12 protein-coding genes are annotated in these 13,281 nt (G+C 72.3%); 1 reads left to right on the top strand and 11 read right to left on the bottom strand.

The window, feature by feature from the left end; translation table 11 throughout:
* Positions 1–214: 214 nt before the first annotated feature.
* The gene (locus tag ACFWBY_RS25785) at positions 215–763 is read right to left on the bottom strand and encodes a hypothetical protein (RefSeq protein WP_385343416.1); all 549 of its coding nucleotides are present in this window, start codon (positions 761–763) and stop codon (positions 215–217) included.
* 462 nt (positions 764–1,225) lie between these two features.
* Positions 1,226–2,071 carry a diacylglycerol kinase gene (locus tag ACFWBY_RS25780; protein ID WP_385343443.1) on the bottom strand — a complete coding sequence of 282 codons (846 nt, stop codon included), beginning with the start codon at positions 2,069–2,071 and terminating at the stop codon, positions 1,226–1,228.
* Positions 2,072–2,255: 184 nt separating this feature from the next.
* Between ACFWBY_RS25780 and ACFWBY_RS25775 the strand changes: the two genes are divergently transcribed.
* Positions 2,256–3,539 (top strand): adenylosuccinate synthase, encoded by a 1,284-nt coding sequence (locus ACFWBY_RS25775; protein WP_385343417.1) that lies wholly within the window; start codon positions 2,256–2,258, stop codon positions 3,537–3,539.
* 99 nt (positions 3,540–3,638) lie between these two features.
* On the opposite strand, the gene ACFWBY_RS25770 is transcribed toward ACFWBY_RS25775, so the two are convergent.
* The 9 genes from ACFWBY_RS25770 to fbaA form a co-directional block, all read right to left on the bottom strand.
* Positions 3,639–5,351 (bottom strand): hypothetical protein, encoded by a 1,713-nt coding sequence (locus ACFWBY_RS25770; RefSeq protein WP_385343419.1) that lies wholly within the window; start codon positions 5,349–5,351, stop codon positions 3,639–3,641.
* A 106-nt stretch (positions 5,352–5,457) separates the two neighbouring features.
* Complete coding sequence (locus ACFWBY_RS25765) at positions 5,458–5,745, bottom strand: hypothetical protein (RefSeq protein ID WP_385343422.1); 288 nt, start codon at positions 5,743–5,745, stop codon at positions 5,458–5,460.
* Between the two features lie 99 nt (positions 5,746–5,844).
* Positions 5,845–6,135: a hypothetical protein gene (locus tag ACFWBY_RS25760; protein WP_385343425.1), complete on the bottom strand. Its 291-nt coding sequence runs from the start codon at positions 6,133–6,135 to the stop codon at positions 5,845–5,847.
* Positions 6,136–6,229: 94 nt separating this feature from the next.
* Entirely contained in the window at positions 6,230–7,864 is a 1,635-nt protein-coding gene (locus ACFWBY_RS25755) for a hypothetical protein (protein ID WP_385343429.1), read from the bottom strand.
* Positions 7,865–8,065: 201 nt separating this feature from the next.
* On the bottom strand, positions 8,066–8,959 hold the full coding sequence (locus ACFWBY_RS25750; RefSeq protein WP_385343431.1) for an alpha/beta hydrolase: 894 nt from the start codon (positions 8,957–8,959) through the stop codon (positions 8,066–8,068).
* Positions 8,960–9,140: 181 nt separating this feature from the next.
* Positions 9,141–10,409 carry a kynureninase gene (gene kynU, locus ACFWBY_RS25745; protein ID WP_385343434.1) on the bottom strand — a complete coding sequence of 423 codons (1,269 nt, stop codon included), beginning with the start codon at positions 10,407–10,409 and terminating at the stop codon, positions 9,141–9,143.
* Complete coding sequence (locus tag ACFWBY_RS25740) at positions 10,402–11,250, bottom strand: tryptophan 2,3-dioxygenase family protein (protein WP_385343437.1); 849 nt, start codon at positions 11,248–11,250, stop codon at positions 10,402–10,404. Before ACFWBY_RS25740 ends, kynU begins: the two co-directional genes overlap by 8 nt.
* Positions 11,251–11,507: 257 nt before the next feature.
* Entirely contained in the window at positions 11,508–11,921 is a 414-nt protein-coding gene (locus ACFWBY_RS25735) for a DUF3151 domain-containing protein (protein WP_385343440.1), read from the bottom strand.
* Positions 11,922–12,013: 92 nt separating this feature from the next.
* Positions 12,014–13,036: a class II fructose-bisphosphate aldolase gene (gene fbaA, locus ACFWBY_RS25730; RefSeq protein ID WP_254382380.1), complete on the bottom strand. Its 1,023-nt coding sequence runs from the start codon at positions 13,034–13,036 to the stop codon at positions 12,014–12,016.
* Positions 13,037–13,281: the final 245 nt, after the last annotated feature.

Raw genomic sequence — 13,281 nt, 5'->3', positions numbered from 1 at the left:
GCCCCGCTCGACGCCGCCCGCACGGAAACCCACCTGACCACCCGTCAGACCATCCGTGCGGCGCCCCGCGAGACTGTCGGGCCACCCCGGCGCGTCGGGCCGCCCCGGCGCGTCCGCCACACCGGCACGCCGGCCACCCCGGCACGTCGGGCTACGTCGGCACCCGGGCACGTCCGCCGCACCGGCACATCCGCCACCCGGCACGTCCGCCGCCTCAGGGCGTCGGCCGCCCCGGACCGACCGCGCCCCTGCGCCACATTCGGCGCGTCAGGCCCAGCTGCCGGGCCATCGGGGCCGGGTCCCACACGACGGCTCCCGGGCCCGGGTCCCCGGCGAGCCATACGAGGCGCTCCACCGGCGGGTCGGGGGCGTCCGCCGGCGCCGGAGGGGGCGGCAGGGCCGGGCCGCCGCGCGGCCAGGCCCGCGGTGGCAGCACCCTGCGGCCCAGCGGTCCCAAGGTCAGCACGTGGCGTCCGCCGTCGAGGACGAGCAGCGGCGGCAGCCCGCTCCGGCGCAGCGACCGCGCCACGTACGGGGTCCAGCGCGACCCCGGCTCCCGCAGGATCCGGCGCGCGCGCCGGGCGGCGTAGAGCTCTCGGAGCCCGAAGATCACGGGAAGGCACAGCAGCCCCAGCAGCACCGCCCGGAGCGGGGCTGGTCGGGTGACCAGTGCCCCGATCAGGGCGGGCCAGCACAGCAGGGGCAGGACGCAGACCAGCGTGGCGTCCTGCCGCCAGTCTCTGAGCGCGTCCCTGACGGCCATCTCACCGGGTGGGCCGGAACCCGGCGGGCCTGCTTCCGCGCCGAACGTGCGCCCACCCCGACCCGGCCCGCCCCGACCCGGCACGCCCCCACCAGGCAGGCCCCCATCCGGCGCGACCCCATCCGGCACGCCCCCATCCGGCAGGCCCCCACCCGGCCCATCCCGACCAGGCAGGCGCCCATCCGGCGCGCCCCGATCCGGCACGCCCCGACCCGGCACGCCCCCACCCGGCAGGCCCCCACCCGGCAGGCCCCCATCCGGCCCATCTCGACCCGGCACGCCCCCACCCGGCAGGCCCCCATCCGGCCCATCTCGACCCGGCACGCCCCCACCCGGCAGGCCCCCATCCGGCCCATCCCCGTCCGGCACGACCTCGTTCAGTCGTCCCATCGAGCCCTCCCGTGCGTCATCCTTACGGCGCCACCCCGGCGGCGTCACCCTTACGGCGTCACCCCCGCGGCGTCACCTCTGGAGCGGCAGTGTCAGGCCCCACGCCGCCGGGCACAAGGTCCAGGTGCGCCTGCGGACCGGCCCGGTGACGGCGGCGTCGGCCCGGTAGCGGAAGTCCGCCCCGGACACGGTCACGGCGGACGCCCGCACACGCACCACGGACCCCCCGTCCAGAGCCTCGCCCGAGCCCAGCCTCACCAGCACGTCCGCCAGCCCGTCACCCTCCCGGGCCGACACGCAGACGTCCTCCACCAGCCGGTCCACGTCCGCCAGGACCACCCCGTCGGCCTCCACACGGAGCCGGTGACCGCCGCCCGAGGCCCCGGACGCCGCCACCGGCGGGCGGACGAACGTACGCACGAGCGAGCGGTACGCGCTCCACACCGACGGCCCGGCCGGCCGCGGCACGGGCCGTACGGGCGGGATGGCGACCCCGTCCAGCACCACTCCGTCGCTGTCGTCGACCAGCAGGTCCCGCGTCCCGACGGCCCCGTCCAGGACCGCCCGGGCGGCCGACACGGCCGACAGCGGCACGCCCAGTCGCCGTGCCAGCCCCAGTGACCCCGCGAGCCCCACGGGAATCAGCGATATGGCCCCGTCGGACAGGGCCCGCTCCCGGTACAGCAGCCCGACGGCCCGTACGAGCGCGCGGTCGTCTCCCACGATCACCGGTCGGCGATGACCCCGGCGGGCTAGAGCCCGCGCAAACTCCTCCTGCGAGTCCGGGAGGCAGATTTTCGCCGCGGCTCCCGCTGACAGAACATCTTTCGCGATTCGCACCGACTCGCCGTCAAGACGGCGGGCGACCGGGTCGACGAGCACGAGCAGGCCGCCTACCGGCGCGCCCGCATGGCTCATGGTGGGCTCTGGAGCCGACACCTCGGTCCTTCCTCGGGTAGCATCTTTGTGCAAGAGGCCCTTGCGCTATTGCGCCAGGGCCTTCGTCTATTCCGGGGCACCGGTCCGACGGCTCAGCCTGCGGTGTACATCGTCGTACGCCCCCTGACCTTGGACATGCCCCATCCGGAAGAGGTGTACGCCTGTGCCCGCTCTTGTGCTGCTCGGAGCTCAGTGGGGTGACGAGGGCAAGGGAAAGGCCACCGACCTGCTCGGTGGATCCGTTGACTATGTAGTGCGTTATCAGGGCGGCAACAACGCCGGCCACACGGTCGTCGTGGGCGACCAGAAGTACGCGCTGCACCTTCTCCCCTCCGGCATCCTCTCCCCCGGATGCACCCCGGTCATCGGCAACGGTGTCGTGGTCGACCCCGCCGTCCTGCTCTCCGAGCTGCGCGGCCTCAACGAGCGCGGCATCGACACCTCCAAGTTGCTGCTCAGCGGCAACGCGCACCTGATCACGCCGTACAACGTCACCCTCGACAAGGTCGGCGAGCGCTTCCTCGGCAAGCGCAAGATCGGTACGACGGGCCGCGGCATCGGACCCACCTACGCGGACAAGATCAACCGCATCGGCATCCGCGTCCAGGACCTCTACGACGAGTCGATCCTCACCCAGAAGGTCGAAGCGGCGCTGGAGGGCAAGAACCAGCTCCTCGCGAAGCTGTACAACCGCCGCGCCATCGACCCGGCGCAGATCGTCGAAGAGATGCTTCAGTACGCGGAGCAGATCAAGCCGTACGTCGCCGACACCACCCTCATCATCAACAATGCGCTCGACGAGGACAAGGTCGTGCTCTTCGAGGGCGGCCAGGGCACGCTGCTCGACGTCGACCACGGCACGTACCCCTTCGTCACCTCGTCCAACCCGACGGCCGGCGGTGCCTGCACCGGTGCGGGCGTCGGACCGACGAAGATCAGCCGCGTCATCGGCATCCTGAAGGCGTACACGACCCGCGTAGGCGCCGGCCCGTTCCCGACCGAGCTGTTCGACGCGGACGGCGAGGCGCTGCGCCGCATCGGCGGCGAGCGCGGCGTGACGACCGGCCGCGACCGCCGCTGCGGCTGGTTCGACGCCCCGATCGCGCGCTACGCGACCCGCGTCAACGGTCTGACGGACTTCTTCCTCACCAAGCTGGACGTGCTCACCGGCTGGGAGGAGATCCCCGTCTGCGTGGCGTACGAGATCGACGGCAAGCGCGTCGAGGAACTCCCCTACTCGCAGTCGGACTTCCACCACGCGAAGCCGATCTACGAGACCCTGCCGGGCTGGTCCGAGGACATCACCAAGGCCAAGACCTTCGCGGACCTCCCGAAGAACGCCCAGTCGTACGTGAAGGCCCTCGAGGAGATGTCGGGCGCCCCGATCTCCGCGATCGGCGTCGGCCCCGGCCGCACCGAGACCATCGAGATCAACTCGTTCCTCTAGGCACGACCGGCAGGACCGGGCACGACGCGAACACGACGCGAACACGAAGGGGCGGTGCGCCGTACGGCGCACCGCCCCTTCCGCGTACCCGCCGGTGGATCAGTTCGTCTGGTAGTAGCCGGTCAGGTCGACGAGCAGGTCGATGTTCGCCCAGCCCTGGTTCCAGAAGTCGACGATGCCCCCCTTGCCCCCGGGCGTCTGGACCAGGTTCGGGACGGTCGCGCCCGCCGTCCAGTTCAGGGCCGAGGTGACGGGCCGCTGCGGCGTGACCGCGGTGCCCTCCCGGTACTGGTACCGGAAGTTCGGGTCGGGTGCGACCGAGAGGAAGCCCGTCCCGGTGGTGTTGGTGACCGTGGTGTTCAGCGCCCAGCCGTCGACGTCGGGGGTCGTCGTATCGCCCTCGAGCGGCATGACTTCGACCGTACGGGCCGGCACCGGTCCGGCCTTCCTGAGGCCCCAGCTGAGGTCCTCGCGCGTGTCCAGCAGCCGCAGGGGCGCCCAGGCGGACACGAAGGCGGACCGGCTGTCGGGGGTGTAGTAGCCGACGACGTCGACCAGCACGTCGGCCGGCTTCCAGCTGCCGTTGCGAACGGTGATCTTCCCGTCGGGGCCGATCGGCACGATCACCGAGTTGGCGACGGTCTGACCGGCGCTGAAGTTCACGTTCGACGTGGTCGGAGCCGCCTGCCCGCTGGGGTAGGCGGTCAGGTGGCCGTCCGCCCCCGGGTTGGTGGCGGTCAGGTTGAGCGCCACGGCGGTGGCACCCGCCGGGACGCCCCCGCGCCCGGCGATCTCGACGCCGAAGGTGCCGTAGCCGGCGACCTGGCCCTTCGTCGTACCGACGCCCTCGCGGGTGTCGACGGCGCGGGTCGGGGTCACCGCGCCGTAGCCGGCGGCGGGCGCCGGCGTGAAGGAGCCGGTGACGTCCGCGAGCAGGTCGACCGACTGCCAGCCCGCGTTGTACAGGTGCACGTACCCGTCCTCGCCGACCGGCGCGATCACCAGGTTCGGGACGCTCTGGCCCGCGACGTAGTTCACGTTGGAGGTCTCGGCGCCCTCGGTCAGGGCCTTGTCCTGGCCGACCGAGATGTGGCCCGCCGCCGTGGTGTTGGTGACGGTGACGTTGAGGACCACCGCGCGGACCGCGGCGGGGACCTTGGCGACGCCCGCGACCTTCAGCGCCACCGAGCTCCGCCCTGCGACCTTGGCCTGCGCGGCGCCGAGGCCCACGCGGGTGTCCAGCAGCCGGGTGGGCGCGTGCGAGGTGAACTCGTTGCCCTCGGTGGCGAACTTGAGCCCGTTCACGGCTTCGGCGCCGGTCACGGTGTTCTTCACCGTGACCTTGACGTCGTACGAGCCGACCGCGGCGTACTTGTGCTTCGTGTACCTCAGGTCGGAGCCGAGGCCGTCGAAGGTGACGGTGAACTTGTCCGTGGCCCCGTCGCCCCAGGAGACGACGACATCGACGGCGCCGTCGTCGATGTTGGGGATGATGGTCCGCAGATCGATCGAGTGCGCGGTGTTGCCCGTGGCCCGCAGGTCGACCGTGGGCGCGCTGTCCCGGGCGCCCTGCGCCCCTGCGGTCCCCCCGGTCCCGGCCCCGGACTGCGGCGTCACGACCGTACGGTCCGCCGGGCTGCTGAAGGTCTTGCCCTGGAACTTCCGTACCGCGTCCGGCCCGGCGCCGGTCGCCCCCTGTGCCAGGGTCGCACCCTGCGCGGCGGGCGCCGCCGGAGCGACGGGTCCCGCCGCCTGTGCGATCCCCGGTATGAGCCCTACACCCGCTGCCACCAGGCGGACATTTTCGTCCAACGGTCGATCATGCTTGATCCTGGTCAGCGTACATAAGCCAATGTCTCGCGAACTCCCGCGCCGGCCAGCGGTGATGGGCCTCCGGCCCGGCGCGATCGTCGTACGGCTACTTGGACTCGTAGTACCCGAAGTAGTCGACGAGGAGGTCGATGTCGCTGAAGCTCTGGTTCCAGAAGTCGACGACACCGTTCTTGCCGGCGCTCGTCTGGACCAGGTTGCGGACGGTCTTGCCCGCCGTCCAGTTCAGCGCGGAGGAGACGGGCCGCTCCGGCTGCACCGCGGTGCCGTTGTCGTAGTCCTCCCACGCGTTGGGGTCCGGGGCGACCGAGAGGAAGCCGGCGCCCATCCAGCTGCCGTTGCGGACGCTGATCTTTCCGTCGGCGCCCAGCGGCACGCGTGCCGAGGCCGGTGCGGGTGTCGACGAAGCGGGTCGGGGAGAGCGAGCCGTAGCCGCTGGACGTGGTGCGGGAGAAGTGGCCGGTGACGTCCGCGATCAGGTCGACCGGCTGCCGCCCTCCGTTGCCGTCTCGGTCCCGTCGCCCCACGCGATGGTGACCGTGAGCGGCGCGTCTGCGCTGACGACGTCCGTCCCGAGAGTGATCTCGTGCGCGCTGTTGGTCGTGTAGCCGAGGCCGACCTGCAGGTCCGGGTTGCCCGACGCCCCGGCCCGCGCCGCCGCCGCGCCCTCGGCGGCGGAGCGGCCGCCGTCGGCCCTGCCGGGATCGGCCTGGGCCGGGCCCGGAACGAAGACCACACCCGCCGCGATGAGAGCGGCTGAAAACACGAGTCGGCGATTGCGCACCGGCCCCCTTGCTCGACTGAACACTTGAACATGTTCGAAAGCATGCTCAGCGTACACAGAGGGGGCCGGAACCCTGCTAGTTGGTCTCGTAGTAGCCGAAGATGTCGACGATCAGGTCGGCGGGCTGCCAGCCCTGGTTCCAGAAGTCGACGATCCCGTTGTACCCGGAGCTCGCCTGGACCAGGTTCGGGACGGTCTTGCCCGCCGTCCAGTTCAGCGCGGAGGACTCCGGACGCTCGGGCCAGCCGTTCGTCTTGTTCTGGTACTGCTCCAGCGTGTTCGGGTCCGGTGCGACGGACAGGAAGCCGTCGCCGCGGGTGTTGGTGACCGTGGTGTTCAGCACGTAGCCCGTGACGCCGTCCTCCTCCGGGTCCGGGGAGAACGTGATGTAGGTGTAGCCGCGGGCAGGCGTCGCACCCTTCGTCCAGGCGCGGGTGTCGAGCCTGCGCACCGGCTTCTCCAGCGGCACGAAGGAGCCCGAGCCGTCGGTGCCGTAGTAGCCGACGAGGTCGACGACGACGTCGGTGGGCTGCCAGCTGCCGTTGCGGATGGTGACCGACCCGTCGGCCGCGACCGGCACGATCACGGAGTTGGCGACGGTCTGCCCGGCGGAGAAGTTCACGTTCGACGTCGTGGGCACCGGCTGGTCGCTCGGGTAGGCGGTCAGGTGGCCGTCCTGCCGCGGGTTGGTGACGGTCACGTTGAGCGCGAGGGCCGTGTGCAGCCCGGCGGGCATCTGGATCTTGAACGACCCCTGCCCGGGCACCTGGCCCCGCTTGACGCCGTCGCCGACGCGGGTGTCGACGATGCGGGCCGGCGTCCGCGGCGTGTAGCCGCCGGCCGCCTTGCGGCCGAAGTAGCCGGTGACGTCCGCGATCAGGTCGACCGACTCCCAGCCGCCGTTGTACAGCTCGACGTAGCCGTCCTTGCCGACCGGCACGATCACCAGGTTCGGCACGGTCTGGCCCGCCTCGAAGTTGACGTTCGAGGTCGTCGGCCGCTCGCGGCCCGAGGCGAAGGCCGTCACGTGGCCCGCGCTGGTGGCGTTGGTGACGGTGACGTTCAGGACCACGGCGGTGACCCCGTCCGGGATCTTGCCGTTCCCGGCGATCTTCACGCGGGACGTGGTGTACGGGGCGACCTTGGCCGCCTTCGCGGCGCCCGTGCCGTTACGGGTGTCCAGGAGGCGGGTGGGCCCGTACGGGGTGAAGTCCGAACCCGCGGTCTGCAGCGGGAGCACGTTGGAGACCGAGACGTCGTTCGCCGGGTCGGTCACCGTGATCTTGATGTCGTACTCGCCGAGCTTCGCGTAGGAATGCCTGTGCGTGAGCACGGCGGCGCCGTACGGGTCGGCCTGGTCGACGTTCCCGTCGCCCCAGTCGATGACGACGTTGAGCTGGGTGTTCGCGCTGTTGACCGTGGTCTTGAGCTCGAAGCCGTGCGCGGACACGGCCTTGGCTTCCATCACGATGCCGAGCTCCGGGTTGCCCTCCTCGGCCTGCGACGCCACCGCGGCGCCCTTGCCCGCGGAGAGCGCCTTGCGGACCGTACGGTCGGCAGGGCTGGAGAAGGTCTGGAAACCGGCCGAGGCCTCGTCGAGTTCGACGCCGGGCGTATCCACCCCCTGGACGCCCGGCTTGACCGGGTCGGCCGCGTGGGCCGTCACCGGTATGAGTACTGCTCCGGCCGCGACGATGGCGGCAGCGGACATTACGAGACGGCGATTGCGCACCGGCCCCCCATTTTTTGAACATGCTCAGGATGAAATCCCGCTCAGCGTACAGACCCGCCGGGGCGTGATCACCCGGGTATCCCCGGGTGCGGGGGAGTTGGCGCGGATACGTCCCAACCTGGCCGGTTCAGCGGGGCGGCGGACCGCTTCGTCCGCGCACCGCACCCGCACCGCCGCGCCCTACCAGGCGAGCTGCGCGATCTCCTCCGACACCACCGCGCACGCGTCCGCCGCCGGGTCGATCAGCGGGAAGTGACCGACCCCGTCCAGCAGGGTCAGACCCACCATCTCCCCGGCCTGCGCGGCCGCCGCCACGTACGCCTCGGACACCGCCTCGGGGACCACGATGTCGCTCCGCCCCTGGACCACCGCCGTCGCGATGCCCGTCGGGAGCAGCGCGGCCGGGTCGGCGTACGGGCGCCGTTCACCGAAGGGGACCTCGCCGCCGAGCAGTTGCGCCGAAGCGCCCCCGCACACCCCGAGCTCCTGCGCCACCGTGAAGTCCGCGATCGGGGCCAGTGCGACCACGCCCCGCAGCAGCGGCGGGGACGGCAGCCTCCAGCCGGCGGGCGCGTCGCACGGGAGCACGTGCCGGGCCGCTGCCCACAGCGCGAGGTGGCCGCCCGCGGAGTGGCCGGTCAGGACGATGCGCCGGGGGTCGGCTTGCGGCAGGGAGGCGGCGGCCAGCGCGGGCAGGGCGTCCATCGCCGCGGCCACGTCGTCGAAGGTCTCGGGCCAGCGGCCGGCGACGGGGCCCTCGGAGTCCTGGTGGGGCAGGGAACTACCGCGCCGGTACTCGACGTTGGCGACGGCGAAACCCCGGCGGGCGAGGAAGTCGACGAAGGGGGTGATGTGCCGGCGGTCGTACGGGGCACGCCAGGCGCCGCCGTGCAGGACGACCACCAGCGGGGCGCGGCGCCCGGGATCCCGCGCGCCCCCACCGCGGGGGGCGTAGAAATCGACGATCTGGTCGGGGTGTTCACCGTAGGCCGCCGTCGTGTCGGGGGCGACCGGCGGATGAGAGAAGGCCGAGGCGGCCTCGGCGGCGTCCCGTTCGACTGCGGGGTCCGTCATCGGCTCAACCTCCGGTAACGCATGGGACAGGGGGGACTGATGTTCCGGTGTACCCGGCAGAGCGGGACCGTATCAGGCTGGAACGGGCCCTTCCGTGGCGGGCGGCGTCCCCACAGGCGCGGGCGGGGCCGTAGCCCCGCCCGCGCGGTGATGTGACGTTTCGCTACCCGGTGCTACCGGGTCACCCGAAAATGTGACCCAGTGTGCGGGCCGCGCGCTCCGCGTCGGCGAAACCGACGTACAGCGGCGTGAAGCCGAAGCGCAGGATGTCGGGGGCCCGGAAGTCCCCGATCACCCCCCGGGAGATGAGCTCGCGCATGACCCCGGCCGCGTCGCGCGTCCGCAGCGAGACCTGGCTGGCGCGCTGCCCGTGCCCGGCCGGGGTGACCACCTCGACCATGCCTTCGGGGACGTACGCCGCCACGCACTCGAGGAAGAAGTCGGTCAGTGCGAGGGACTTGGCGCGGACGTCCTCGACCGCGACGCCGTCCCAGGCGTCGAGCGCGGCCTCCAGGGCGAGCATGGACAGGATGTCGGGCGTCCCGACCCGGCCGCGGACCACGCCGGGCGCGGCCTCGTAGGACGGGGTCATCGCGAAGGGCTCCGCGTGGCCGTTCCAGCCCGGCAGCGGGGAGTCGAAGGCGGCCTGGTGGCGGGCGGCGATGTACAGGTACGCGGGGGCGCCGGGGCCGCCGTTGAGGTACTTGTACGAGCATCCGACCGCGAGGTCGACACCGTGCGCGTCGAGGTCGACGGGCAGGGCGCCGGCCGTGTGGCACAGGTCCCAGACGATGACCGCGCCCGCCGCGTGGGCGGCGGCGGTCAGGGCGGGGAGGTCGTGCAGCCGGCCGGTGCGGTAGTCGGCGTGGTTGAGGAGCACGACGGCGGTGTCGGCCGTCATCGCCTCCGCCGCGCGCGCCGGGTCCACGGGAACCACCCGCAGGCCCGTCATGCGGGCCGCCGACTCGGCGATGTAGCCGTCGGTGGGGAAGGTGGCGGCGTCCACGAGCATCTCGCCGCGGCCGGGCGCCGCGAGGCGGGCGGCGCCGACCAGGGCCTTGAAGAGGTTGACGCTGGTGGAGTCGCCGACGACCACCTGGCCGGAGGCCGCGCCGACCAGGGGGGCTATCCGGTCGCCTATGCGCTCGGGGGCGTTCCACCAGTTGGCTTCGCCCTCGGTCCAGGAGCGGATGAGGCGGGCGCCCCACTGCTCCGTGACGACCTCCGCGAGCCGGGCCGCGACTCCGGCCGGGAGCGCGCCCAGGCTGTTGCCGTCGAGGTAGACGACGCCGTCGGGGAGGGTGAAGCGCTCCCGGAGCTTGCCGAGGACGTCGTCGGCGTCGAGCTGAGCCGCACGCCGCGCGAGCGGGGCCGTGTCCGGCGTCGAGGCCGGTTCCGGGACGGGGACCGGGCCCGCGTCGGGGTTCACCTGCGCGATCGGCTCAGACATGGCTGCGCGCCGTCCAGAGCTCCGGGAAGACGTTCTTCGTCGCGCGCTTCTCCAGCCAGGTCACACCCGCCGAGCCGCCCGTGCCCGTCTTGGCGCCCATCGCGCGGCGGGTGGCGACCAGGTGGTCGTTGCGCCAGCGCCAGACGAGCTCCGCGACGTCCGTCAGGACCTCGCCGAGGCGGTGGAGGTCCAGGTGGGCGTCCGGGGTCGCGTACAGGGAGGTCCAGACGGCCTCCACCTCCGGCGAGGACTCGTAGCGCCGGGACGGATCGCGGTCGAGGACGGACGCCGGGACCGGCAGGCCGCGACGGGCGAGGAGGCGCAGGACCTCGTCGTAGAGGCTGGGCTCGTGGAGGGCCTTCTCCAGCTCCGCGTGGACGCGCGGCGCGCCGCGGTGCGGGACCAGCATGGAGGCGGACTTCTCGCCGAGCAGGAACTCCATCCGGCGGTACATCGCCGACTGGAAGCCGGAGCCCTCGCCGAGGGCGGAGCGGTACGCGTTGAACTGGCCCGGGGTCAGCTGGGCGAGGGGGCGCCAGGAGGCGTTGAGGGCCTCCAGCTCGCGGAGGGATCGTTTCAGCGCGTCCATCGCGACGGGGATGTCGTCCTCGCGGAGCGCCTGCGCGGCGGTCTCCCACTCGTGGACGATGACCGTGAACCACAGCTCCATGACCTGGGTGGTGACCAGGAAGACCATCTCGCCCGGGTCGTCCGAGCGCAGGTGCTGGAGGTGGGTGAGGACGTCCGCCTGGACGTAGTCCTCGTAGGGGGTCGTGCCGGCGAAGTCGAGGTTCGGGGTGTCCGAACCGCCGTCTCCGGAGGCATCAAGGGCGTGCGACATCGCTGTCTCCTCGATACGTGCTTCCGGGTAGCGGTCCGCTCCTTCCGTGAGGTGAGTGGAGCTCCGGTCCCCTGTCCGCATCATAAGACCGTCGTGCCGCAGGGCTTCAATAGTGAGTGGCGTACGTCACGTCCGGCGACCCCGGCTGGGCCGGGCGGGACGGGCGGGTCGGAGGGGGCGGCTGAGCCGTGGGCGCGGCCGGGGCCGGCCGGAGCCGGGCGGGGCGTGAGCGGGCCCCCGCCCGGCCGCGGAGGGCGTCAGGCGCCGAGGACGTCCGCCGCCGTCTCCGAGGAGTCGCGCAGGAAGGTCGAGCAGCGCTCGTGCTCCTCCTTCTCCTCGATCGCGCCGGCCGCGCGGGCCAGGGCGTTCAGGGCGCGCAGGAAGCCGCGGTTCGGCTCGTGCTCCCACGGCACCGGGCCGTGGCCCTTCCAGCCCGCGCGGCGCAGCGCGTCGAGGCCGCGGTGGTAGCCCGTGCGGGCGTACGCGTACGACTCGACCGTGCGGCCGGCAGCGAAGGCCTCGTCGGCGAGGACGGCCCAGGCCAGGGAGGACGTCGGGTGCGCGGCCGCCACCTCGACGGCGGGGGTGCCGGCCGCGATGGCCTCGCGGCCCGGCTCGTCGGGGAGGTGGGTGGGGGCGGGGCCCCCGAGCAGGTTCTGGTGAATGGACATGACCCCAGTCTGGGGTATCGCGGGACGCGCGAAGGGCCCGGCCTCGCCGTCCGTGGACGGCGGGACCGGGCCCTTCTCGGAGCTCCTGGCGACTACTTGAGCTTGGTGCCGGTGGAACGCAGGTTCGCACAGGCCTCGGTGACGCGCGCGGCCATGCCGGCCTCGGCGGCCTTGCCCCACGTGCGGGGGTCGTACTTCGACTTGGTGCCGACCTCGCCGTCGACCTTCAGGACCGCGTCGTAGTTGCGGAACATGTGGTCCACGACCGGGCGGGTGAAGGCGTACTGGGTGTCGGTGTCGAGGTTCATCTTCACGACGCCGTTCTCCAGCGCGGTGGCGATCTCCTCGGCCGTGGAGCCCGACCCGCCGTGGAAGACGAAGTCGAACGGCGAGGACTTGCCGTACTTCTCGCCGACGCCGGCCTGGAGGTCCTTGAGGAGCTCGGGGCGCAGGACGACGTTGCCCGGCTTGTAGACGCCGTGGACGTTGCCGAAGGAGGCGGCCAGCAGGTAGCGGCCCTTCTCGCCCAGGCCCAGGGCCTCGGCGGTGCGCAGCGCGTCCTCGACGGTGGTGTACAGCTCGTCGTTGATCTCGTGGCTGACGCCGTCCTCCTCGCCGCCGGTCGGGGTGATCTCGACCTCGAGGATGATCTTCGCGGCCGCGGCCTTGGCCAGCAGCTCCTGGCCGATGGCCAGGTTGTCGGCCAGGGTCTCGGCGGAGCCGTCCCACATGTGCGACTGGAAGAGCGGGTTCAGGCCGCGGGCCACGCGCTCGGCGGAGATCTCCAGCAGCGGGCGGACGTAGCCGTCCAGCTTGTCCTTGGGGCAGTGGTCCGTGTGCAGCGCGACGGTGATGTCGTACTTCGCGGCCACGATGTGCGCGAACTCGGCCAGGGCGGCGGCGCCGGTGACCATGTCCTTGTTGTACTGGCCGCCCAGGAACTCCGCGCCACCCGTGGAAATCTGGATGATGCCGTCGCTCTCGGCCTCCGCGAAGCCGCGCAGCGCAGCGTGCAGGGTCTGGGTCGAGGTCACGTTGATCGCCGGGTAGGCGAACTTGCCTGCCTTCGCCCGGTCGAGCATCTCGTTGTAGACCTCGGGGGTTGCGATGGGCATCTGTCCGCTCCTTGGATGTGCGGGGAGTGTGCTTATTGCGGGCCCTGACCTGGGGGCGACGTTGCCGTCGTGGCCATCTTTCCAGACTCGGCGGCGCACTCCACCTCAGCGGCGGCTCCACATGGGTCCGGCCGGGCGGAGTGTTTCACGTGAAACACTCCGCCCCGGCCCGCACGGCCCCGTCCGTCGCAAGCCCGGTGTGGGGGAGGCGGGGGCCGCGGCGCTACTACAAAGGGTCAGGAGAC

Source organism: Streptomyces sp. NPDC060049 (genome assembly GCF_042736715.1).
GTDB lineage: Bacteria > Actinomycetota > Actinomycetes > Streptomycetales > Streptomycetaceae > Streptomyces.
This window is presented reverse-complemented; position numbering and strand designations above follow the sequence as displayed.